At 37.1% G+C, this 21,566-nt stretch carries 24 protein-coding genes; 15 read left to right on the top strand and 9 right to left on the bottom strand.

Annotated elements, in window-relative coordinates; all coding sequences use genetic code 11:
* The first annotated feature begins 69 nt into the window (after positions 1 to 69).
* From MHI10_RS16805 to MHI10_RS16790, 4 genes are all read left to right on the top strand, one after another.
* Complete coding sequence (locus MHI10_RS16805) at positions 70 to 1,173, top strand: HD-GYP domain-containing protein (protein WP_340787388.1); 1,104 nt, start codon at positions 70 to 72, stop codon at positions 1,171 to 1,173.
* 41 nt (positions 1,174 to 1,214) lie between these two features.
* Positions 1,215 to 1,985, top strand: a complete 771-nt coding sequence (yunB, locus tag MHI10_RS16800) for a sporulation protein YunB (RefSeq protein ID WP_340787386.1) — start codon at positions 1,215 to 1,217, stop codon at positions 1,983 to 1,985.
* A 131-nt stretch (positions 1,986 to 2,116) separates the two neighbouring features.
* Entirely contained in the window at positions 2,117 to 3,028 is a 912-nt protein-coding gene (gene lipA, locus MHI10_RS16795) for a lipoyl synthase (RefSeq protein ID WP_340787384.1), read from the top strand.
* Positions 3,029 to 3,133: 105 nt separating this feature from the next.
* On the top strand, positions 3,134 to 3,478 hold the full coding sequence (locus MHI10_RS16790) for a YutD family protein (RefSeq protein ID WP_340787383.1): 345 nt from the start codon (positions 3,134 to 3,136) through the stop codon (positions 3,476 to 3,478).
* Between the two features lie 63 nt (positions 3,479 to 3,541).
* Here MHI10_RS16790 and MHI10_RS16785 read toward each other — a convergent pair whose 3' ends face one another.
* Positions 3,542 to 3,808 (bottom strand): DUF3055 domain-containing protein, encoded by a 267-nt coding sequence (locus MHI10_RS16785; protein ID WP_340787381.1) that lies wholly within the window; start codon positions 3,806 to 3,808, stop codon positions 3,542 to 3,544.
* Between the two features lie 91 nt (positions 3,809 to 3,899).
* On the opposite strand from MHI10_RS16785, the gene MHI10_RS16780 reads away from it, so the two are divergent.
* Both MHI10_RS16780 and MHI10_RS16775 read left to right on the top strand, forming a co-directional pair.
* Positions 3,900 to 4,352, top strand: a complete 453-nt coding sequence (locus MHI10_RS16780; protein ID WP_340787379.1) for a DUF86 domain-containing protein — start codon at positions 3,900 to 3,902, stop codon at positions 4,350 to 4,352.
* Positions 4,349 to 5,116 carry a TIGR01457 family HAD-type hydrolase gene (locus tag MHI10_RS16775; RefSeq protein WP_340787378.1) on the top strand — a complete coding sequence of 256 codons (768 nt, stop codon included), beginning with the start codon at positions 4,349 to 4,351 and terminating at the stop codon, positions 5,114 to 5,116. The genes MHI10_RS16780 and MHI10_RS16775 overlap by 4 nt, the downstream gene beginning before the upstream one ends.
* A gap of 648 nt (positions 5,117 to 5,764) precedes the next feature.
* Here the strand turns inward: MHI10_RS16775 and MHI10_RS16770 are convergent.
* A complete protein-coding gene (locus tag MHI10_RS16770; RefSeq protein WP_340787376.1) occupies positions 5,765 to 6,001 on the bottom strand; it encodes a YuzB family protein in 237 nt (78 codons plus the stop codon).
* A gap of 180 nt (positions 6,002 to 6,181) precedes the next feature.
* Between MHI10_RS16770 and MHI10_RS16765 the strand changes: the two genes are divergently transcribed.
* Together MHI10_RS16765 and MHI10_RS16760 are read left to right on the top strand one after the other, a co-directional pair.
* Positions 6,182 to 7,249: an NAD(P)/FAD-dependent oxidoreductase gene (locus MHI10_RS16765; RefSeq protein ID WP_340787375.1), complete on the top strand. Its 1,068-nt coding sequence runs from the start codon at positions 6,182 to 6,184 to the stop codon at positions 7,247 to 7,249.
* A gap of 517 nt (positions 7,250 to 7,766) precedes the next feature.
* Positions 7,767 to 9,476 (top strand): methyl-accepting chemotaxis protein, encoded by a 1,710-nt coding sequence (locus MHI10_RS16760; protein WP_340787374.1) that lies wholly within the window; start codon positions 7,767 to 7,769, stop codon positions 9,474 to 9,476.
* Positions 9,477 to 9,612: 136 nt separating this feature from the next.
* Here MHI10_RS16760 and MHI10_RS16755 read toward each other — a convergent pair whose 3' ends face one another.
* Positions 9,613 to 9,942, bottom strand: a complete 330-nt coding sequence (locus MHI10_RS16755; protein ID WP_340787372.1) for a YuzD family protein — start codon at positions 9,940 to 9,942, stop codon at positions 9,613 to 9,615.
* Positions 9,943 to 10,026: 84 nt separating this feature from the next.
* On the opposite strand from MHI10_RS16755, the gene MHI10_RS16750 reads away from it, so the two are divergent.
* Positions 10,027 to 10,254 (top strand): NifU family protein, encoded by a 228-nt coding sequence (locus MHI10_RS16750; RefSeq protein ID WP_340787370.1) that lies wholly within the window; start codon positions 10,027 to 10,029, stop codon positions 10,252 to 10,254.
* Positions 10,255 to 10,344: 90 nt separating this feature from the next.
* Here MHI10_RS16750 and MHI10_RS16745 read toward each other — a convergent pair whose 3' ends face one another.
* Positions 10,345 to 11,037: a DUF2225 domain-containing protein gene (locus MHI10_RS16745; RefSeq protein ID WP_340787368.1), complete on the bottom strand. Its 693-nt coding sequence runs from the start codon at positions 11,035 to 11,037 to the stop codon at positions 10,345 to 10,347.
* Positions 11,038 to 11,249: 212 nt separating this feature from the next.
* On the opposite strand from MHI10_RS16745, the gene MHI10_RS16740 reads away from it, so the two are divergent.
* Positions 11,250 to 11,624 carry a HesB/IscA family protein gene (locus MHI10_RS16740; protein ID WP_340787367.1) on the top strand — a complete coding sequence of 125 codons (375 nt, stop codon included), beginning with the start codon at positions 11,250 to 11,252 and terminating at the stop codon, positions 11,622 to 11,624.
* A 356-nt stretch (positions 11,625 to 11,980) separates the two neighbouring features.
* Here the strand turns inward: MHI10_RS16740 and MHI10_RS16735 are convergent, their stop codons facing one another.
* A complete protein-coding gene (locus tag MHI10_RS16735; protein ID WP_340787365.1) occupies positions 11,981 to 12,472 on the bottom strand; it encodes a CarD family transcriptional regulator in 492 nt (163 codons plus the stop codon).
* A gap of 155 nt (positions 12,473 to 12,627) precedes the next feature.
* On the opposite strand from MHI10_RS16735, the gene MHI10_RS16730 reads away from it, so the two are divergent.
* Positions 12,628 to 13,059, top strand: coding sequence for a MarR family winged helix-turn-helix transcriptional regulator (locus MHI10_RS16730; RefSeq protein WP_340787364.1), 432 nt, complete (start codon positions 12,628 to 12,630; stop codon positions 13,057 to 13,059).
* A 100-nt stretch (positions 13,060 to 13,159) separates the two neighbouring features.
* Here the strand turns inward: MHI10_RS16730 and MHI10_RS16725 are convergent, their stop codons facing one another.
* The gene (locus tag MHI10_RS16725) at positions 13,160 to 13,399 is read right to left on the bottom strand and encodes a hypothetical protein (RefSeq protein ID WP_340787363.1); all 240 of its coding nucleotides are present in this window, start codon (positions 13,397 to 13,399) and stop codon (positions 13,160 to 13,162) included.
* A 196-nt stretch (positions 13,400 to 13,595) separates the two neighbouring features.
* Here MHI10_RS16725 and MHI10_RS16720 point away from each other — a divergent pair, with 196 nt between their 5' ends.
* Both MHI10_RS16720 and MHI10_RS16715 read left to right on the top strand, forming a co-directional pair.
* The gene (locus MHI10_RS16720; RefSeq protein ID WP_340787362.1) at positions 13,596 to 14,801 is read left to right on the top strand and encodes an EAL-associated domain-containing protein; all 1,206 of its coding nucleotides are present in this window, start codon (positions 13,596 to 13,598) and stop codon (positions 14,799 to 14,801) included.
* Between the two features lie 350 nt (positions 14,802 to 15,151).
* Entirely contained in the window at positions 15,152 to 16,363 is a 1,212-nt protein-coding gene (locus MHI10_RS16715; protein ID WP_340787360.1) for an NAD(P)/FAD-dependent oxidoreductase, read from the top strand.
* Positions 16,364 to 16,570: 207 nt separating this feature from the next.
* Here the strand turns inward: MHI10_RS16715 and MHI10_RS16710 are convergent, their stop codons facing one another.
* From MHI10_RS16710 to MHI10_RS16700, 3 genes are read right to left on the bottom strand one after another with little or no spacing between them, the layout of a single operon-like run.
* Positions 16,571 to 18,220 (bottom strand): acyl-CoA dehydrogenase family protein, encoded by a 1,650-nt coding sequence (locus MHI10_RS16710; RefSeq protein WP_340787358.1) that lies wholly within the window; start codon positions 18,218 to 18,220, stop codon positions 16,571 to 16,573.
* Positions 18,204 to 19,715 (bottom strand): class I adenylate-forming enzyme family protein, encoded by a 1,512-nt coding sequence (locus MHI10_RS16705; RefSeq protein ID WP_340787357.1) that lies wholly within the window; start codon positions 19,713 to 19,715, stop codon positions 18,204 to 18,206. Before MHI10_RS16705 ends, MHI10_RS16710 begins: the two co-directional genes overlap by 17 nt.
* Entirely contained in the window at positions 19,712 to 20,092 is a 381-nt protein-coding gene (locus MHI10_RS16700; RefSeq protein ID WP_340787356.1) for a MerR family transcriptional regulator, read from the bottom strand. The genes MHI10_RS16705 and MHI10_RS16700 overlap by 4 nt, the downstream gene beginning before the upstream one ends.
* Before the next feature lie 225 nt (positions 20,093 to 20,317).
* Here MHI10_RS16700 and MHI10_RS16695 point away from each other — a divergent pair, with 225 nt between their 5' ends.
* Complete coding sequence (locus MHI10_RS16695) at positions 20,318 to 20,815, top strand: NUDIX hydrolase (RefSeq protein ID WP_340787354.1); 498 nt, start codon at positions 20,318 to 20,320, stop codon at positions 20,813 to 20,815.
* 388 nt (positions 20,816 to 21,203) lie between these two features.
* On the top strand, positions 21,204 to 21,530 hold the full coding sequence (locus MHI10_RS16690) for a YuiB family protein (protein WP_340787352.1): 327 nt from the start codon (positions 21,204 to 21,206) through the stop codon (positions 21,528 to 21,530).
* Positions 21,531 to 21,566 lie beyond the last annotated feature (36 nt).

Raw genomic sequence — 21,566 nt, 5'->3', positions numbered from 1 at the left:
GCTTTCCTCATGACAGTGCGAACTATATAATGAAAAGAATGTAACATAAGATTGGAGAATATACGTTAAATGCGATTAATATCTATTAATATTTTAATGGAAGGCATGGTTGTAGGGCGTACGATTTGGAATGAAGCGGGACACCCATTACTGCATAAAGATGTTGTCGTAACAAGTCGAATTATCGAACGACTGCATGATCTTAATATACATTACTTGTATATTGAAGATGACGTTTCAAAAGGCATTGTAGTAGAGGAAACGATTGCGCCTGCAAAACGTTTACAAGCAGTGCAAAATATTACAAAATCGTTCAATGAAGTAAAGCAAGCCAAATCTACTCAGGCATCCTATGTTTTAGACCAACAATCAAAAGTGATTGGCCACATCGTAGACGATATTATGAATTCCGTTTTAGAAAGTGAAGAAATTTTGATGGTATTAACAGATGCTTATCTTTATGATGAGTATCTTTATAACCATTCGTTTCAAGTGACGATGTATTCGATTGCGATTGCAAAAGAGCTTGGATATTCTTATGAAGATTTACGTTTAATCGGTATTGGTGCGATGCTGCATGATATTGGCAAGTTATTAGTCCCAACAGAAGTTTTAAATAAGCCTGATAAGCTCACACAAGAAGAATTCGAAGTAGTGAAAAACCATTCTCGATTCGGGTTCGATCTGTTGAGAAATTTGCACTCTGTCTCATTATTAGTTGCGCACTGTGCATTCCAGCATCACGAACGAACAGATGGCAGTGGATATCCAAGGGGCTTAGTTGACGTTGAAATTCATCCCTTTGCGAAAATTATTGCGGTTGCCGACGTTTTTGATGCATTGACTTCTACGCGTTCTTACCGAAAAAGGATGCTCCCTTCAGATGCACTGAAGATTATTGAAGAGGGCCGTGGTACACAGTATGATGAACGTGTATTCGATGCCTTTAAGCGCAGTATCGTTCATTATGCGAACGGAACGGTTGTCCAGCTAAATGACGGAAACAGAGCGATTGTTTCAAAGCAAAATATAATCGATCCATCTCGTCCATGGTTACGAATTTTTGAAAAAGAAGAGAATTTATTGCTCGCTACATATGAAATTTGCTTAATCGACTATCCATTGCTCGAAATTGTGAAAATTGAGACAGAATTTGTCGCTCATACTGAATAGGTAAGACCTCCTTATCATAGCTTAGGATAAGGAGGATTTTTTTGCACTTTCGCCGAAGAAAAAAGATGTATTTTGTAAAACGTAAACGGGGTGTAGGAAATAAGTTCGTTTTATTGTTTACTAGTATTTTAGTTATGGTTGGTATTAGTATATATGTCATTAATATGCGTTTAATGCCAATCTATTTGCAATATGCAGAGAAGCAAACGCATAAAGTTGCTTCCTATGTTGTGAATAAAGCCATTAATTCAAGAACATCTAGTGTGCTTGATGTGAATGATATTATTATAGATATACCTACAGACTCGAAAGATACGATTACAACGAAATTTAATACAGAGATAATTAATCAAGTGCGCTCGGAAACGCAAACACTTGTTAAAGAATATTTAGAACAGGCGGAAAATGGCGATTTATCTCACTTGCCAAACTTAGAAAATGTAGAATATGATGTTGGGAAAATGGAAGCTGGCGACGGAATCGTTTTTTTTGTTCCGTTAGGGCAGGCGCTTAATATTCCGATTATCGGGAATTTAGGTCCTAAAATGCCAATCCGATTTCATATTATTGGTAATGTTACGAGCGATGTAGTATCAGATATCGTTGAATTCGGCATTAATAATGCGAAAGTAGAAGTGACTGTTATAATCGAAGTGAATGTCCAAATTATCGTTCCTTTTGCAAGTAATTCAGCTACGGTTACACAAAGAATTCCAGTAGCAATTGGCTTAGTCAGGGGGTCTGTTCCAAATATTTATAGTACAGGAGGAGCGGCTCAGCCTTCCATTGAAGTACCAGTTCCATTTGAATAAGTACTTTATCTTCATTTAGCGTGCGTAATTTCGCTAAATGGAGATAAAGTGAGTTGTTGCAATTGGTGGAATATGTTACATTGACAACAGTAATATACCTACTTTTAGTTGAGTGAAAGGACGAAAAAAATATGACATCTTGTAAGCCAACTAGCAATAAAGAAGAGCATTTACGCAAGCCAGAATGGTTAAAAATTAAACTAAATACGAATGATGAGTACAAAGCGTTAAAAAAATTAATGCGTGATAATAATTTGCATACTGTTTGTGAAGAAGCACGTTGTCCGAATATTCATGAATGTTGGGGAGAAAGGCGTACTGCTACGATGATGATTTTAGGTTCAGTATGTACGCGTGCATGCCGTTTTTGTGCAGTCAAAACGGGATTACCAAATGAATTGGATTTGGCAGAGCCAGAGCGCGTTGCTGATTCAGTTGCGATTATGAACTTAAAGCATATTGTTATCACAATGGTTGCTCGTGATGATCTAAAAGATGGTGGTGCAGAAGTTCTTGCAGAAACGGTACGTGCAATCCGACGCAAAAGCCCTTTAACATCCATTGAAGTTTTACCTTCTGATCTAGGTGGTCACGAAGAAAACCTTCAATTATTGATGAACGCAAAACCAGATATTTTAAACCATAATATCGAAACCGTTCGTCGACTAACACCGAGAATTCGTGCAAAGGCTACATATGAGCGTTCACTGGAATTTTTAAGACGTGCAAAAGAAATGCAGCCATCGATTCCAACAAAATCATCGTTAATGATTGGACTTGGTGAAACGGTGGAGGAAATATATGAAGTGATGGATGACCTTCGTGCAAACAATGTGGATATTATGACAATCGGTCAATATTTACAGCCGACGAAAAAGCATGTTCCGGTGAAAAAATATTATTCACCACTGGAATTTGGTAAACTTCGTAAAATCGCGATGGAGAAGGGATTTAGCCATTGTGAAGCTGGCCCGCTTGTACGCAGTAGCTATCATGCAGATGAGCAAGTGAATGCAGCCACACAAAATAAGGTTGAAATATGATTACTCGAAATGATTAATAAATAGAACAGCCTAAAAATTATAGGTAAAATTGCACATATCTAATAATAATACGTAATATATAAGAGAAGATAGGTGGTGTTCAACGTGATTATTGCGGATGGCTATGTATATGAAGTGATTGAAGATGTGCGTGAGGGCTTTAATGAAGAAGCATTTACGGGACGTTATTCGGACATTTTATCGAAGTATGATTATATTATAGGGGACTGGGGATATGGTCAACTGCGCCTAAAAGGATTTTTCGATGATAAAAATCAAAAATCAACTTTTGATACAAAAATTAGTACGCTAGAAGATTATTTATATGAGTATTGTAACTTCGGGTGTGCTTATTTTATTGTTAAAAAAATAGGACGTGCACCTGAGCAAGCCACAGTAGCTCGTCAAAATACCGAGGATGTTTTAACAGCGGTGAATCAGGAAGTATAAGCATTAAATAATGCAAATTAAAAGCACAGCTCAGACAATTTTAATCTGAGTTGTGCTTTTTGGTTAGCTTAATAATTCTCGTAAGTATTCTCGTAAATCTTCTGTATCTACTTCACTGCGATTATACACTTGCTCTAAATAGCCTTCTTCCTCTACATCATCGGCTCCGATAATAGCAAAGCGTCCAAATTGAATATCAAGGACGAGCACTTTTCCAAAAAATCGACCGCTTTGTAGGATGGCCAAATCATAGCGTTGTGTTTTGCCAGCAAAGCTAACAAAGCGCGTTTTTGTATCTTCTACATCATCATATAAGAAAAATCGTTCCATTTTGTTTTGTACCCCTTCCATGTCTAAAGAATATGGTACTATATAAGGGAAAACACTATCAACTTTTATTGACTGAATGGAGGCTTTATCTATGTATTTCGTAGATAGAAACAAAATTACTTTAAATTTAGCACACTTAGACGAACTGTTAGCACTTTTTGAAGCGAAAAAGGACTGGCTAGCAGATGACATTAGTAAACTTGCATTACAACGCATCGGTCATAACGTAATGGAAGCGATGATGGATGTCGGAAATCTAATCATTGATGGCTTTATTATGCGTGACCCGGGGAGTTATGAAGATATTATTGATATTTTTGTCGATGAAAAGGTCATTACACCTGAAATGGATGCACCAATAAAAGCAGTAGTTGGGTTACGAAAAATGATTGTCCGTGAATTTATCGCGGTCGATAATGAAGAAATTCTTCATGTGTTAACGGAGAACTTACCAATAATGAAGCAATTTTCTGGGAAAGTACAGGATTATTTAACAAATGAATTAGGTCCTGTTTCAGCATTCTTACCAGAGGATCATCAATGAAATCGTACAAAGCGTATTGTTTTGACCTAGATGGCACGGTCTATCGAGGAAAAGAGGGCATTACATCTGCTGTAACGTTTATTCACCATTTACAGAGCCAACAGATTGAGCCATTTTACGTGACGAATAATTCTTCTAAAACACCACAACAGCTACAACAAAGCTTGCAGGATATCGGAATTACGGCACCGATTTCACATGTTTATTCAAGCTCACTTGCAACAGCAAAGTATGTAGCGAAAAATTGTCCGGATATGTTGGTTAATGTCGTTGGAGAAATCGGGCTACGTACGGCATTAGAGCAAGAAGGGCTCATTATTACCGATGCACCTTGTTCGGTACTTGTGATGGGTATTGACCGACAAATGACGTATGACAAGCTCGTACAAGCAAGCTTTGCTGTTCAAAAAGGCGCAAAACTCATTGGAACGAATGGGGACATTAAGTTTCCAACTGAAAATGGTTTCGCACCTGGGAATGGTTCTTTAGTTCATTTAGTAGCAAATGTAGCAGGCGCCTTGCCAATCTTTATTGGAAAACCTTCTCCTGTCATGCTGCAAATTATTGCACAGGAGCATGGCTATTCAAAAGAGGACATGCTTATGATTGGCGATAATTATGATACAGATATTTTATGCGGTATTAATTATGGCTGTGACACACTTCACGTGAATACCGGCGTCACACCGACACATATCGTAAAGCAACAAGCTGAACAGCCGACGTATTGTATCGAAAATATGTTGGAATTAATAACAAATTAAATGTATTCAAAGGCAAAAAATAAAGGCTCTCCAATCTTTGGAGGGCCTTTTGGTTATTTAAATGCATATAAATTATTCTAATAAAGTGCTTGCTAGTTTAGGCTGGCTAAGCACATGAGGCGCACAGCTTTGTTGCACAGATCTGTACGACTCATCTTTGTGCTTTGTGCAAGGCCAGCCTATTTCGAGTTTTGTCTACTGAAGCTTTCTGGATTTATTGCGCCGCTTGCCGTGGGAGGCGGCATCATTCTAAATAAATTTTATCCTAATGGAAAAGATCTATCCTATTTTCGCGTTAAGAAGTAAAAGCATACAACCTTTGTGTAAAATTGTACCTTTAAAGTGACGATTCGGTGTTGCAAAAATGAAATTAAACTGCATGTCTATTGGACCTACATAAAAATATTTAGTAGCTAAAACTAATTTTATACTCAAAAAAATGATTAGGATTTACAATGGGACAAAATTGAATAGAAAGAGTTGATTGGAATGAAGGGGAGGCGACTCCTGCGGGAACAGCACGACGCCTGAGACTACAGGCTCAGGCCGTGCCCGGGGAAAGCGTCCGACCCGGAATGGAAATCAACTCCCCTTTTTCAGAAAGTGTTTTTAATGATTGATATTTAAATTATTAATATGCAGAAAAAATCACCACATTGGATTTTCTTCAATATATTCATAAATGCGCTTTGTTAGCTCAGCGGGAGATTGCGCTTCAACAACCTCGCCATCCACGACTGCATAAAAAGATTGCTCGCATTTTGTGCAAAAGCTTAAGCAACCATATTCAAGTACATCGATATTCGGATCTCTTTCCAGCGCTTCGTACGTTTCCTGCGCGCCGTTTGCGAGATTACTAATGCAAAATTCTACTAATGGATTCAAAACCGTCACCTCACTCATAGCAATGCTACTTTTTTTTTGTTTATTCGTCAATTTCTATGTTTTTGTGAAAAGCTTCACAATATTGCTAATAACATATTGTGAAAGTTATCACAAAGGGTTATAATGATTTTGGAAACTTTGTGAACATAACATATAATTCATTTGATTTGAGGGAAAGCTATGCAGAAACTTGTTTTATTAGGCGGCGGTTATGGCAATATGCGAATCTTACTTCGTCTGTTACCAAACTTACCAGCGGATGTGGAAATTACTTTAGTAGATCGTACACCATACCATAGTTTAAAAACGGAATTTTACGCGTTAGCATCTGGAACATCAACAGATAAGGAAATTCGTGTTGCATTTCCAGAAAATGATCGATTAAAACGAGTATATGGAGAAATTATTCGAATTGATCGTGAAGAGAAGGCAGTATTTTTAGAAGATGGCCAAGAAATCGAATATGATCAGCTTGTGATTGGTCTAGGTTGTGTCGATAAATACCATGGTGTTCCTGGTGCAGAAGAATTCACATATAGTATTCAAACAATCGCAAAATCACGCACAACGTTTGAAAAGGTTTGTGGATTAGCTCCAGGCTCAACGGTTGCAATTATCGGTGCCGGATTATCAGGAATTGAATTAGCAAGTGAACTTCGAGAAAGTCGCGCGGATTTAAATATTAAATTATTTGACCGTTCAGCTCGTATTTTACGTGATTTCCCAGAAAAATTAAGTCATTATGTGAAATCATGGTTCGTAAAACATAATGTAGATGTCATTGCAGAATCGAATATTACACGTGTTGAAGAAGGTAAACTTTACAATCATGACGAAGTGATTGAAGCAGATGTGATTGTTTGGACTGCCGGTGTTCAACCTGTACCAATTGTTCGAGAATTAGATGTTGAAAAAGATAAATTTAATCGTCCGATTTTAACAGAGCATTATCATGTGATTGGCGACGAAAATGTATATGTTGTAGGAGATTCAGCTTCTTCACATTTACCACCAACAGCACAACTTGCAGAGGAGCAAGGGGAACGTATTGTAAAAGTATTACGTCACCGCTGGAATGGTGAGCAATTACCTGAAAAGCTAGCAGAAATTAAAATGAAGGGCTTTATGGGCTCGCTAGGTAAAAAACAAGGATTCGTTCATTTAGCAGATACGACGGTAACAGGACGTATTGCACGATTAATGAAATCCGGCTTACTTTGGATGTACAAACGTCAAAATGATAATTAAATAAATTGAAGTAAAAAGGAAAATCCCTCTACAAAGTAAATGATGCTTTGTGGCGGGATTTTTTTATATCTGCACTTTAAGTCGTTAATTTTATTTGAACTCTATTATATTTATAGTAATGTGTGAATACCGTATGACTTTAAAAAATATTAAATGAAACTTTGTTATAAGGTGTATATAAAATACTTCTTTTTTATAGTATGCTATGAGGCATAGATTGATATTAAACTTGATTCAGCAAATGTATTTGTACCGAAAGCGAAGCGGCAGGTACAGAAATCCCTATTTCTATAAGCGGGGGATGAATGCCAAATAGGTAATTCTATTCAGTGGGGGTTCAATCCAGGCTGAATCAAGTTAAGCTCCGGCGGATGTCACAGATTTTTTAAGGGTGCAGGAAGTCAGCCTAAAAACGTCACATCGTGTGACAACGGCTGACTGACCAACGTCCTGTGGGCCCTCGAAAAAATCTGGACTAAAGTTAGCCGGTGCGTAATTGATAAGGGGGAAATACACTATGAATCCTAAAAATTCACTAACATTTCAATTGGGGACAATTATTGCTGGGATATTAGTAGTAATGTTATGTATTAGCTCTTTTGCTACTTATTTCACGGCTTATAATAAAATATATGAAGCGGCAGGGATAGAGGCTTACGGCTGTGCTAATATTACAACTGGCCTAATTTCGTCAGTTGATTTAGAACGAGCAATGAATGGAGATGTAGAAAAGCAACAACAAGTAGGCGAAACGCTGAATTGGACAATTGCTCATAAAGATATTTTTCAAACGCAATATATTTTAACGCTTGATGGAAATCTTGCAGCTCTTGATGAAAATCTATCAAAAGATGGTTATCAAGTAGGGGATCGTTTTCACATGGATGAAAAAGCGATAGCAACATTGCTACGTGATAAACATCCAACATATTCAGAGATTTATACATTCGGTGGGATGGAACGCCTTTCAGGATATGCGCCGATTTACAAAGACCATGACCCTAATAATGAGATTATCGCGATTAGTGTCATTGATTTTGATGCGAATATTGTAAAAGAACGTACATGGGATGTCGTGCGTGATGGCATTTTATTAAGCATTTTACCGATGTTAATAGCATCAATGATTACGGGCTTTTTAATTCGCCGCAAAGTACGACCAATCAGTGTATTAATCAATCAAGCAAGAGAGATTGCTAATGGTAATCTAGCAGTGGAGAAGACGGTTGTCAAAAGTCATGATGAAGTAGGAGATTTAGCGCGAACGTTAAATCAAATGACAGAAAACTTGCAAAAGATGATTTTAACGATGCGCCAAACATCGCAAACATTAAATAATAATGCGGGGAAATCTGCACAAACATTAAATACAATGACGAATACGATGCACAGTGTCGCAAATAGCGTTGGCGAAGTATCATGTTCTGTTACAGATGGTATGCATCATGCCGAGAAAGCGAATGATGCCTTAGTGGATTTAGCGAAGCAACTACAAACGATGAAAGTAAGGGCAGATCATACCGCACAAAATTCACAGCAAACATTACAAATTGCGCGTGAAGGGGAACAAAATGCACAACATATTAAAAATGACATTATCCTTATTCAAAAAGGCTCCGACGAAGTAAGTCAAACGGTTGAGAATTTAGTTTCTTCGGCAACAAAAATTCAAATGTTTACAACAACTATCGCTGAAATTGCTGCACAAACGAACCTATTGGCGCTTAATGCATCGATAGAAGCGGCACGTGCTGGAGAGCATGGGAAAGGTTTTGCGGTCGTTGCAGAGGAAGTACGTAAGCTTGCAGAGCAATCGAATCATGAAGTATTAGAAGTTGAAAAATTAGTACAAGATATTATGAATCATATCGATCATGTTCGCACTTCCACAAAAGATAATACAAGATATATTGAAAAAGGAACGGCAACTGTACAACTGACTGTACAATCATTAAATACGATTGCATATGCGGTTACGGAAACGGTCGATCAAATTGTAGATATATCTACGGCAATGACAATCGAAGTAGAAAAGTCCGATCAAGTTGTAGAAATGATTCAACAACTAACTTTAACGATTCGCGAAATTGAAGAAACGATGAATCACTTAACATCTGCGGCGCTACAAACGACCGATTTTATCGATGACGTAGCACATACCGTGAATGAGACGAATGATATGGCACTTACTTTGAATGAGCATGTGAAGGAATTTAAGTTAAGTTAAATTAAATGATTTATTCAAGTTAAGTTGTAGTGGAATTTATAAGGCAATTTAAATAAAAGTAAAAGAGAGTGAAATCATACAATTGATTTCACTCTCTTCATTAATAAAGATGACCTTTTACTTTTAGGACAGGATACTATTCAGCGGCAGTAAAACCTAAATTTTCAAGTGTAGAGAAAACAGGTTTCAATTGAATATAGCCTTCTCCTACAACTTCATCATTAATGAGTACAAGTGGATAAAAAAATTCGTCCTCTTGAATGCGGCTAGCGTACTCTGCATCGCGGTCATTATCAATTACGCCCTCTATATCAATATAGCGAATTGAAAAGGCTTGGTCTGGGTATTTACGCGTAATGGCAGCTTGTAACCATTCGTATGTATCCTTTGATGATGGGGCGTTAACACAGCTAGCGCAAATAATATTTGCACCGAAAATTTCGATAATAGGTTTTACGTTAGACATACAATTTCCGACCTTTCGTAATACAATATTGGATTTTTTCACTTCTTCACATTATAATGACTTTAATGAAGGGAGTCGAGTAAAATGACAGAAACAGAACAAGTACAAGAAGTACTAGATAAATTACGTCCGTTCTTATTACGTGACGGCGGTGACTGTGAATTAGTAGATATAGAGGATGGTATCGTAAAGTTACGTTTATTAGGTGCATGCGGTAGTTGCCCAAGTTCAACGATTACGTTAAAAGCGGGTATCGAACGTGCGCTTTTAGAAGAAGTACCAGGTATTATCGAAGTAGAGCAAGTTTTCTAAGTATAAAGCATAAAATGGAGCGAGGGATTTATTTCCTGCGCTCCATTTTTTATGATTCAATAATCGATAAGTTGTATGAAATCAAAGTTGCTAGCTCTTAGATTGTTCACGTGTCTCTCTTAATAGCTCCCATTGCTCTTTTGCCATTTCTACAAGTTGTCCTTCGCCACCAGTACGTTGGCTTTCGATGACGCGTGAGAAAAAGCGTGTTGCATTTTCATAATCTTCTAAACGACGAGAAAGTTCTGCGATTAAATACATGACACGCACACTAGACATTTGCGTACTTGCGTAATCTTCTGTCGAGAAGCTTTCCATGTAATGGTCGCGGGCTAGCTTTAAAAAGCGCTTTTCTTGCCCGGAATTTTTTAATGAGCGATACAGCCAAGCTAAGCGCAGAGAAAGACCTGAAGTGATGACGTACTTCTCTTTTTTTATTGTGGCGCAAAGAAAGGCTAGTTTATATGCTTGAATGGCATCAAATATATTACGCTCGTTTTTAAAGCTATGGGGAATCCATTTTGCACAAACTTGTTCATCTAAATCTTCTTTTACACCCGGTGCGAAATATTTGGAGAAGTCTTCTGTGAATGAAAAACCGCAATGCTGACAAACAAAAACATTATAATACAGTGCATTAACGTTTTCATCTGCATATATTGGCTGAAAGTCAGATTCGGTTTGCGCTATTTTAATGAATTTTGAGCGCACCTTTAATGTAGGGAAACTTTTTTTGCAATGCATACAATCTATATCTTTTTCGTAAAAAGGTGAGATTTCCATTTAATTCATACCCCTCGCTATTTAATTATGTATCTATTATAGCAATAATCCGATACATGCAGTAATCGTTTAGTAATTCAAATATGAAATATTTAGGTATATTTCCCTTTCAATTAAATTTGAACTATAGGAATAATTGACTTGCAAAGCACATTTGTTGTCAGAAATGAACTGCAATTGATATGATAAATATAAGAAAGTAGGTGACTGAAATGACAAGTGAAAAACAAGTAATTATTTTAACAGAAGCGGCCGCATTTCAAGTCAAAGAAATGATGGTTCATAATGAAGAAGAACATGCAATTTTACGTATTGCCGTGAAAGGCGGCGGCTGTAGTGGTCTTTCATATGGAATGACATTTGATCAAGTTGTGAATGACGATGATTTTACCGACGAACAACATGGCATTAAAATAATCGTATCTACAGAAGATGCAGCTATATTACAAAATACGAAAATTGACTTCAAACAATCGCTTATGGGTGGCGGATTCACAATCGACAATCCAAACGCACTCGCTTCATGTGGTTGTGGTACGAGCTTTAAAGCAGCAGCACGTGAAAGTACACCTGAAGTTTGCGAGTAATTTACTTTTTATAAAAAGTAAACGAGATTTGTAAAAAAGATGTAAGATGCTGGTGTGTCTGCAAAACTTAAAATATGTAAACAGAACACTATAATGATGTATATACGAAGCCTTTTTGATTTGTATGTTGCGAAAGCAATGCAAATTGAAGAGGCTTTTTTTATTTTTGAAAAAGAAGGGTTGAACAACAGGGACGAGAAATGAATGACGATGACTTTGCTAGAAGGTGACTATAAACTAAACGACATAATGAAAGGCACTCTTAAATACTAGCTTAAGAGTGCCTTTTATATTTGCCCCAAAAAATAAATGTTTTATTAATGTGAAAAATGAGTTCAATATGATATGAGCGAATTTTAGTTCAGTTGTGCTAACACTTCGTCATAAATTTCCTCAGAAGATTTATTGAGTACGATAGAAAACTCTGAAAATATAAGTTCTTGTAAAGTTAGAAGTAACTTTTCTTCTTGCATTGGAAATTTCTTTTCGAGAGCTTCATAATCCATTTTTTTACGTAATAGTGTGTTTAGGAGGTGGGCTTGTTTTTGTCTATCATCCGTTTTGATAATTTCTGTGTGAAGTCTCATACGATGTGTGCTTTGTTCAACCCATTCGATACCAGGAGAAGTAAATGAGTGTAATATTTTAATTGCTTCTTCCTTTTTCATAATATCTCTTATTTGTGTATTTGAATTATCAACAGGGGTACGAATCGTTAAATTTGGATCATTTAGTGGTTTTAAGACGTAATAATTTTTTGTAATTTCGCTAAAAGTTTGTTCGCAAATTTCTTCTATAGAACAAAGTCCGTGTGATGAATAAATGACTGTATCACCAACATTGTACATGTATTTCCCTCCACAAAAAATATTGTCAACTTGGTTGACTAAATTAATTGTAATAAATTAATTGATTTTTGTCAACTTAGTTGACGATAGGTGTTTTGTTTTGTATAGTAGGTACAAAAAAATATGGGATGAAGGTGAACTAGTTGAAGGACGAATTGCAAAATCAAGATATCATTGATTTGTTGAGCGAACGTTATGAAATACTTCGACGGCTTGCTGAAGAAAAATGGAATAATAATAATGATATATATATTTCCAATTCGGAATGGCGTATTATGAGTAAAATTTATAATAAACAACTGACGATTTCGGATGTAGCAAAAGACGTTGATTTTTCTAGACAAGCCACTCATAAATTTGTGAAAAGTTTAGAGGCAAAAGAATTGGTAGAAGTAAGTAGTGCTGAGCATAGTAAAAAACATAAAGTGATTAACATAACTGAATTTGGTAAGACGTGCTATGAAAAAAATGCGCATTACAAAGAAGAAATTGAACAACAATTGATTAATACACTTGGTGAGATTGAAGTGACAAAGTTAAAAAGCATATTAACTTTGGATTGGGATATCGAGCATTTAAATGTGTAGAATCGGATTGCTTTGCTGTACACATAACCTAAATGAAAAATAGATAACCCAAAAAGCCACTTTAAACCCGAGAAAAGTGGCTTTCATTATTTTCAAAACATTATTTATTGCCAAAGCTCCCAGAGAACTGTTTTGCGATAGCTTGTACCTCATCTAACTTTTCCGGTTTTAAAAGGTTCATCATCTTAGGGAAAAACGCTTGAATATCGTTTTGTGAAAAAGTACCCTCATCTTGTTTCTTGAAGTTTTCTAAAAGTATCGCTTTTGCTTCGTCTTCCTTGCCTTCTTGAACTCTTTGTAAAATAAAACTTAAAAACTTTTCTTGTCCTTGTTTATCCATACCTATTGCCTCCTTAAGAATAAAATATAATATATTACGTGTCACTTTTTATTTTAGAAACTTAATTCTAAATCGAGCTTGAAAAGTTGTAAAGCAAATTACTCAAGCTATTTCGAATAAATAGGTTCAGTCTTTTGTCATCTTTCTAAAGATGCACTATGATAAAGAGGGCACATTTGATTGAGGAGGGTTTCGAATGGGTGTTTTAGAAATGTTAGATAAGTTAGATCAAATTGAAACATTATACGAACCAATTTATAGTGCGGATGGTCATTGTGTAGTTGCCTATGAAGTGATTGGGCAATTAGATGATAATGAAACAATAATTAATATTGAACAATTTACATATGAAGAAGATGTACCAGAGGACATTCGATTTGAAATTGAGCTGTTATTTGTACGCAAGACGATTACAGCGGTGAAGCATTTATTGAAGGATGTAAACCTATATATTCCATGCAATCCCAACTTATTAATGTTGGATTTTGGGGAAAGCTATTTTACAATGCTGAAGGATATTTTAAGTGAAGAAGATTTACCGAATATTACACTTGTTATGGCGGAGCATAAGTATGAAGGGAGTATTGAAAAACTGCAGCATGTGACTCGTTATATTCAAACATACGGTGTAAAAATTGCGCTTGCAGATGTAGGCTCCCAAACACAATTAGAACATGTGCTTATGTTAGAACCTGCTGTACTTAAAATAAATGTCGAGCAGCTTGGGTATAATTTATGGGGCGCTCAAAATCATGTGTTTGCAACAATCCGTTCACTAGCTGTGAAGATGGGGACACTTCTTTTAATTGAAAATATTGAAACGGTGTATCAATTACAACAAGGGTGGAAAAATGGAGCGAGATTTTATAAAGGCGCTTATTTACAACAACCGCATAAAGAATTCTTTGCGCGGGATTCATTAAAAGAGCGTTTTCGAAATGAATGCGAGCAATTTATCGTGACGGAAAAAAAGCAGCTTTTACAAAAGTATGAGGAAATGAAGCAGCTTGAAAAAATGATTTGGACGATTGTTGAGCAATTACAGCCAACTGGTAAGGATGAAATGAAGTTAAAAAAACTTGCCACAGCTTTACAAGATTGCGCTTTTCGAATTTATATTTGTGATAATAATGGTTTCCAAACATCGCCTAATATTATTTGGAGAAATGATGAATGGCATATACAGCAAGAGGCAAAGGGGAGAAACTGGAGTTGGCGACCATACTTCCTTTTGAACATTATTAAGATGACAAAGGACCATAAAGGTGAATTGTCGGAAGTATATAGCGATATAGAGTCAGGTGAGCTGACAAGAACCTATTCAATGGCGTTGACGAATGCAGAATTTTTATTTATCGATATTATGTATGATTATTTGTATGAACACAATATTGTGAATTAATTAAAGAGGAAATTTTAACTTTTGAAATAGTAGGATAATTTAAATAGTAATCCGAGCTATGTTATTAAATTTCCATTTGTGAAAATGTTCATAATCTTTACTTAAAGTGTAAGCTATATTTGATATAGCCTCATTTTCATTTCATTTACTATTATTCAATCAATTTGAAGCTATCGAGAGAATTCTATTGAAATTCGAGCTGAAAAGGTCTAATATAAAAGGTAGGAAATATTTGTCGAAATTAAGTCGACCTAGCGTATAGTAGTTAGGGAAGTATATGCGTGTACTTCTTTTTTTCTTTGTCTTTCGCTAGTACAATATACAATAAAATTAAAGGGGTTCTGATTTAAGTGAAAAGACCAACAATTTTAGTATTAGGCGCGGGTTATGGTGGCTTAACAACTGTTGTGAATTTACAAAAAATGATCAATGTTAATGAAGCAGAAATCATTTTAGTAAACAAAAATGATTACCATTACGAAACAACATGGTTACATGAAGTAGGAGCAGGTACAATTTCACCAGATAAAGCACGTTACCCAATTTCTAGCGTTATTAATAGTGGGGTAAAATTTGTACAAGCTACTGTTGAAAGTGTTGATGTTAACACGAAAAAAGTAGGTACATCTGCTGGCGAATTCACTTATGATTATTTAGTATTTGGTTTAGGTTTTGAAGGGGAAACATTTGGTATCCCTGGCTTAAAAGAATATGCATTAGCATTATCAAACATCAATACAGCTCGTCAAGTACGTGAGCATATTGAATACCAATTTGCATCTTGGTCACTAGATGAAGTAAAAGATGACAGCAAGCTTACAATTATCGTAGGTGGTGCTGGTTTCACAGGTATCGAATTCTTAGGTGAATTAGGTAACCGTGTTCCAGAACTATGTAAAGAGTTTGATATTCCACAAGAAAAAGTACGTGTACTTTGTGTAGAAGCTGCACCAATGGTATTACCAGGCTTCGATCCACAACTTGTAGAATATGCAAAAACACAATTATCGAAAAAAGGTATCGAATTCTCAATCGGTACACCACTTGTTGAAGCAACTCCAGAAGGCGTTAACATCAAAAAAGGTGAAGATGAGTTCGAGTTTGTTAAAGCCGGTACAGTTGTATGGGCTGCAGGTGTTCGTGGTAACGCATTAGTTGAAACTTCAGGTATCGAATCGAACCGTGCGCGTATTGCAGTACGTAAAGATATGCGTGCTCCAGGATTTGACGATGTGTTCGTAGTAGGTGACTGTGCATTCTTATTAAACGAAGAAGCAGGCCGTCCATATCCACCAACAGCACAAATTGCGATGCAACAAGCAGTAAACATTGCGAAAAACATTAAGCACTTAATGAATGGTCAAGAAACAGAAACATTCGTATATGATGACAAGGGAGCAGTATGTTCTTTAGGTCATGATGATGCGATTGGTAGTGCAATGGGTCGCAAATTTACTGGTAAAACAGCATCAGCTCTTAAAAAAGTTGTTGATGACCGCGCATTATACTTAGTAGGTGGCGTAGGCTTAACACTTAAAAAAGGTAAATTTAAATTCTTTTAATTAAATTAATCAATTACGCCTTGGCGTAATTGTGTCCAGATTTTTTTCGAGCTTGCTCGAAAAGCTTCCCTAAAAAAATCTGTGACATCCGCCGGGGCTTAACTTAATTTAGCTGGGGTTTGAAATCCCAGCTGAATTAAGTTAAAAAACTTGCAACGATTGGGTTTCTGCCCTTTTCGTTGCAAGTTTTTTGTTTTGCGGAAGATTTTATGAATACTGTACCGCCAATGGTATTTCACCAAATGCGATCGTTTTCCAAGTTTGCTGAATGTAAATTTGTGCGAGTTGCTGTTCATGCGTGCCATGTTTTTCTGCATGTTCTAAAACAACTACACTTTCATACAAATCGCTTAATTTTTTCATTAATCCTTTCGCTTCTAATGTTTGAACGGGTGCCGGTAATTTTGTAAATTGCTCCAATTGGCTCGTGATTTCCTGCAATTTTTCTTGAATAAATTGCACCTCGGCTCCTTGTAATGGTGCTAACCGTTGCTCCAATAAAACGAGCAATAGCTGATGACCGCCTTGCTTTATAATCCGAATTAATTCATGCGCTAATATATTCGCTGTGCCCTCCCAAACCGTTAATACTTGTGCATCACGCAGTAGCCGCGGTGTGACAAAATCCTCAATATAGCCATTGCCACCATGCACTTCAATTGCTTCATGTGCAAAATGAATGGCTTGCTCAGCTGTTTCTTTTTTAACGAGTGCAATCAATAAACGAACAATGAGTTGCTGCTCTTGACCGACGCGACCCGCAGAAACATCATCATATAATTGAACTAAATCAAATAATGTGACGAGTGAGGCATGATGCTTAGCTTTAAGTGTCCCGATCGTTTGTTGAACCATTGGATAATCCAATAGGCGATGTCCAAATGCATGACGCGCTGTCGCATAGGTTATCGCTTCATCTAGGGCGCGCTTCATAATACCTAAAGACGCGGCAGCATTGCAAATACGTGATAAATTCAGCGCTTCTAGCATGTAGTAAATACCCTTTGATGGATCACCTACAACAAATGCTTGTGCACCATCAAATACAACCTCACCTGAAGGCACTGCACGCACACCTAATTTATCCTTTAAACGGCGTATCGTAATACCATTCAATGTACCATCTTCACGTTTCCAAGGCACTGCAAATAATGTCAGCCCCTTTGATCCACCAGGTGCATCTTCCATTCGGGCGAGCACCATCGCCACACCGCACATCCCCGCATTCGAGGCGAAGTATTTCTCGCCAAATAATCGATAGTGCTCGCCATCTTTGACTGCACGTACAACATTGGCTCCTACATCTGAACCACCTTGACGTTCGGTTAAAAATGTTGCCCCTTCAAAAAGTTCTACATCGCCCGTCGCCGCAACATGTGGTAAAAAGCGCTGTTTCACGTCCTCATCCGCGAAATGGTCCAATAAATAAGCAGTTGCCATCGTCAATGTTACCGGGCAATAAAAACCAGGTTCTGCTTGTGCTAAAATATAACCTTGTGCAAAGCTATACACATAGTTTCCTTTTTGATTAAGCTCAGGAATTTTTTTGTGCACATAGCCAACAATCCCTGTTTCATATGTTTCTTTCACCGTATTTTTATAGCCTTCATTAACGATGACTTGACTAACTTCTTCACCATATTCATCATATCGCTGTAATCGTGGTTCGCCTTCGCGGTCCGTTACTTTTGCTCGTGCATCGATTACCGTTGCAACATGTTCGCCAAATGTCGTCAGTTCTCTGTTTGCATAGTGATAAAAAGGTTCACTCAGCATATCCTGCAAAATTTGCTGTAACGTCGTATCGTGGATGTAAAAGTTTTGAGTACGCTCCTGCTGCTCAGTTAATACTTGCATGTCTGTCATCTCCTTTTAACGTATGTTTTAAAATTTTTCCTGACGCATTTCGTGGGAGCCCGTCTACTTGCTCATACAGTCGCGGGATTTTATAGCTTGCTAAATGCTTGCTTAAATACTCTCGAATTTCTGTTTCTGATACTGCTTGCTTTGCTGCATAAACAACTTTTACCGTTTCGCCCCATTCAACATGTGGCACACCAATTACCGCTACTTCAAAAATAGGTTCAATTTGTAAAAGGACATCTTCAATCTCTTTCGGATAAATCGTAATTCCACCTGAAAAAATAACATCCTTTTTACGATCTACAATATATACGTAGCCGTCTTCATCTATTTTTGCTAAATCCCCAGAGCGAATCCAACCATATTGCATCGTTGCTTGTGTTGCTTCTGGGTTTTTATAATATTCCTTCATATTGCCTTCACCATGGAGGACGATTTCTCCGACTTCACCTGCTGCTACATCTTCAAATTGATCATTGACGATGCGCAGTTCTGTCCCGTATGGTGCCCGTTTACCAATGGATCCAGCGCGCTGTGGATGGTCTTCTGCGAGTAAAATTGAACCACTTGGCCCAGCTTCCGTTAAACCGTATACACAAACGAGACGGTCTGTTGAGAATTTATTTTGTACAAATAAAATTTCCTGTTCTGATAATGGAGCACCTCCATATACCCACCACTTCATGGAGGATAAATCGAAATCTTGAATTTTAGGAGAGCTTGCCGTTAATAAATAGGCTACTGGTGCGCCGAAAAAGTGCGTTGTTTTATAAGTTTGAACGGATTCCAACAATAAATCGGGTGTGAAAGTTGGCGTTAATACAGCGGTTGCCCCAACAAGAATCGATGTAATTAAAAATAAATTAAGCGGTGCGGAATGGCTAAGCGGCATCATTAATAGTAGCTTACTTTCTGGTTTTACTTCCATTTCAATGGCGATCATCGTCGATACAGCAAGTACGCTCCGATGTGTTAAGAGGACGCCTTTAGGATTACCTGTTGTACCTGATGTGTATAGTAAGGTAGAATCATCTTCTTCATTTAGCGCGGTATTAATATTTCCACCAGAGCCCGTTAACAAACTACTAAAGCTTTGCCATTGTTCGACGGCATCACCCGTTTTGATTTTCAATCCATTAAAATCAATCGTTTTAGCTGATTCAAAAATCAATGCATGTGCAAGTATTGCTTTTGCATCTGCATGATTTAACACAAACTCAATTTCTGTCGCGGTAAATTTTGCGTTCATCGGTACAACAATTGCTCCAAGCTTTGCAATGGCAAAATAACTGACAACAAATTCTGATACATTTGGCATGAAAATGGCTACATTGTCACCTTTCGTGATTCCTTGCTGCTGCAAAGAGTGAGCGAGCTGATTTGCTTGATGATTAAGTGTTGCATAACTAACTGCATGTCCCATACTTTGAATGGCTATGTGCTGTGGATATTTCCGTGCCGCTCTTGTTAATAATTCCGCTGTGTTCATGAAGAATCCCCCTTTAAGCTTAGTAATTTTAGTTGAAAATCATATTTCATTTGTTCCAGTTCTGTGCGAATTTTCATCAGCTCAACAATTTGCTCATCAATGAGTGCTATTTTTTCATCGCCAAATTGAATCGTGCGCTCCAACTGCTTTATTCCTGTTTGATCCGCATTAAAAAGATGCACCATTTCCTTAATTTCATCGAGGGTAAAACCAAATTTCTTCCCTCGAACAATTAATTTCATTTTTGCTTCCTCGCGTTGTGAATAAAGCCTTGTATTCCCTTGGCGATTCGGTGATAAAATGCCAAGTTCTTCGTAATAACGCAATGTTCGTGCTGTCACTCGATATTGTTTGCTCATTTGTTGAATCGATTTCACGATCCGCACCTCCTGTATTTATTAACTTACCATTTACGTTAACGTCAACTTCAAGGGAAAACAATATTATTGTAGTGTAATAGATGTATTAAACAGTGTATTTTGCGTTGCGTAATTTTTTAGGGAAATTTGCAATGCGAGTTATGCGACAATAAAGTTGGGAAAATTTCCATATAAAAGTGCAATTTTTTGCTATGATAGATAAAAGAAGGAAGGTGTGGGGGAATGGCGACAGATCGTGGGAAAGTATGGCTTGGTGTAGCAGCAATTATTGAAAATACAAAAGGTGAATGGCTTCTCGTCAAAAAAACATATGGTGGCTTGAAAGGCGCATGGTCATTACCAGCAGGCTTTGTACAACAAGCTGAAACCGTCACAACAGCGGTCATTCGTGAGGTGAAGGAAGAGACGGGTGTGTCATGCGAAGTGAAGGGACTTATCGGATTTCGCTCGGGCGTTATTTTAAATGATATAAGTGATAATATGGCGATATTTTATTGCCAGCCTATCGAGGAAAATCCAATGATTCACATTCAAGAACGGGAAATTGCAGAAGCGTGTTGGCTTGTTCCTTCATTGATTCTAGAAAATGAACATGCTTCGATTATGCTAAAAGAAATGGCGCAGGAGCATGTAAAACAGCATATTCATCCCATAATCGAAGGGGTTAACCCAGGCGATGTTTTTGGGTATAGTGAATATCACTTATTTTTCAAGAAATAATAATTATAAAATTGCATAAATTTTTTACATTATGGAGAAGTTTTGACAATTCATTGCTTCTCTTTTTAACTTGATTCAGCAAGAGTCCTTATTTCTAAAAGTGGAGGATGAATGCTGAAAATGCAATTTTATTCAGTGAGTTCTAAAAACCAGCTGATTTGGGGAACAAAGGCTAAAACCGTCACGTCCTGTGACAACGCCTTTATGACCAACATCGTGTTGACCTAAGCCCTGGCGGATGTCACAGATTTTTAAGGGGAGATTTTCGAGCGAGCTCGAAAAAATCTGGACACAATTACGCCGAGGCGTAATTGATTTATAAGTATGGAATTGAAAGCATCCTCTTAATCATGTAAACTTATGAGAGGTAAATGGAGGTATACATAATATGAATGACGTTTCATTAGTACAAGTAATCATTTCAGTTGTTCTCTTTTTTGTTATGTTTTTTGGAATCGGTTTCCTTCTCAATATGTTACTGCGAATGACTTGGTTAATGGCGATTATTTATCCAATTGTTGTCGTATTTATCATTGATGAGGTAAGCTTCCTCGATTACATCTTTAAGCCTGGCTCAGCTTTCCCAGCGCTTATGGATAAGTTTCAATCGTTACATTTAGTCGATATTGTTATTTTATCGGGTGGATTAGGCGGAGCGATTGTCGCAGGATTTGTGATGATTGCATTGCGTAAAGCCGGATATCGCATGTTCTAATTTTGGATAATAAATAGGAATGACCACAACCTTTTA

Origin of the sequence: Solibacillus sp. FSL K6-1523, from assembly GCF_038005225.1 — a bacterium.
In the GTDB taxonomy this organism is placed as follows: Bacteria; Bacillota; Bacilli; order Bacillales_A; family Planococcaceae; genus Solibacillus.
Note: the sequence above shows the minus strand (reverse complement) of the source record. Positions and strands in the feature narration are given on the sequence as shown.

Excerpts from the sequence above, each read along its gene's own strand:
- MHI10_RS16780 (WP_340787379.1), top strand. The coding sequence starts at position 3,900 with ATGTATTTCGTAGATAGAAACAAAATTACTTTAAATTTAGCACACTTA.
- MHI10_RS16745 (WP_340787368.1), bottom strand. The coding sequence starts at position 11,037 with ATGGAAATCTCACCTTTTTACGAAAAAGATATAGATTGTATGCATTGC.
- MHI10_RS16760 (WP_340787374.1), top strand. The coding sequence starts at position 7,767 with ATGAATCCTAAAAATTCACTAACATTTCAATTGGGGACAATTATTGCT.
- MHI10_RS16725 (WP_340787363.1), bottom strand. The coding sequence starts at position 13,399 with ATGGATAAACAAGGACAAGAAAAGTTTTTAAGTTTTATTTTACAAAGA.
- MHI10_RS16765 (WP_340787375.1), top strand. The coding sequence starts at position 6,182 with ATGCAGAAACTTGTTTTATTAGGCGGCGGTTATGGCAATATGCGAATC.
- MHI10_RS16690 (WP_340787352.1), top strand. The coding sequence starts at position 21,204 with ATGAATGACGTTTCATTAGTACAAGTAATCATTTCAGTTGTTCTCTTT.
- MHI10_RS16705 (WP_340787357.1), bottom strand. The coding sequence starts at position 19,715 with ATGAACACAGCGGAATTATTAACAAGAGCGGCACGGAAATATCCACAG.
- MHI10_RS16710 (WP_340787358.1), bottom strand. The coding sequence starts at position 18,220 with ATGCAAGTATTAACTGAGCAGCAGGAGCGTACTCAAAACTTTTACATC.
- MHI10_RS16755 (WP_340787372.1), bottom strand. The coding sequence starts at position 9,942 with ATGTCTAACGTAAAACCTATTATCGAAATTTTCGGTGCAAATATTATT.
- lipA (WP_340787384.1), top strand. The coding sequence starts at position 2,117 with ATGACATCTTGTAAGCCAACTAGCAATAAAGAAGAGCATTTACGCAAG.
- MHI10_RS16720 (WP_340787362.1), top strand. The coding sequence starts at position 13,596 with ATGGGTGTTTTAGAAATGTTAGATAAGTTAGATCAAATTGAAACATTA.
- MHI10_RS16695 (WP_340787354.1), top strand. The coding sequence starts at position 20,318 with ATGGCGACAGATCGTGGGAAAGTATGGCTTGGTGTAGCAGCAATTATT.
- MHI10_RS16775 (WP_340787378.1), top strand. The coding sequence starts at position 4,349 with ATGAAATCGTACAAAGCGTATTGTTTTGACCTAGATGGCACGGTCTAT.
- MHI10_RS16805 (WP_340787388.1), top strand. The coding sequence starts at position 70 with ATGCGATTAATATCTATTAATATTTTAATGGAAGGCATGGTTGTAGGG.
- MHI10_RS16785 (WP_340787381.1), bottom strand. The coding sequence starts at position 3,808 with ATGGAACGATTTTTCTTATATGATGATGTAGAAGATACAAAAACGCGC.
- MHI10_RS16735 (WP_340787365.1), bottom strand. The coding sequence starts at position 12,472 with ATGTACAATGTTGGTGATACAGTCATTTATTCATCACACGGACTTTGT.
- MHI10_RS16750 (WP_340787370.1), top strand. The coding sequence starts at position 10,027 with ATGACAGAAACAGAACAAGTACAAGAAGTACTAGATAAATTACGTCCG.
- MHI10_RS16740 (WP_340787367.1), top strand. The coding sequence starts at position 11,250 with ATGACAAGTGAAAAACAAGTAATTATTTTAACAGAAGCGGCCGCATTT.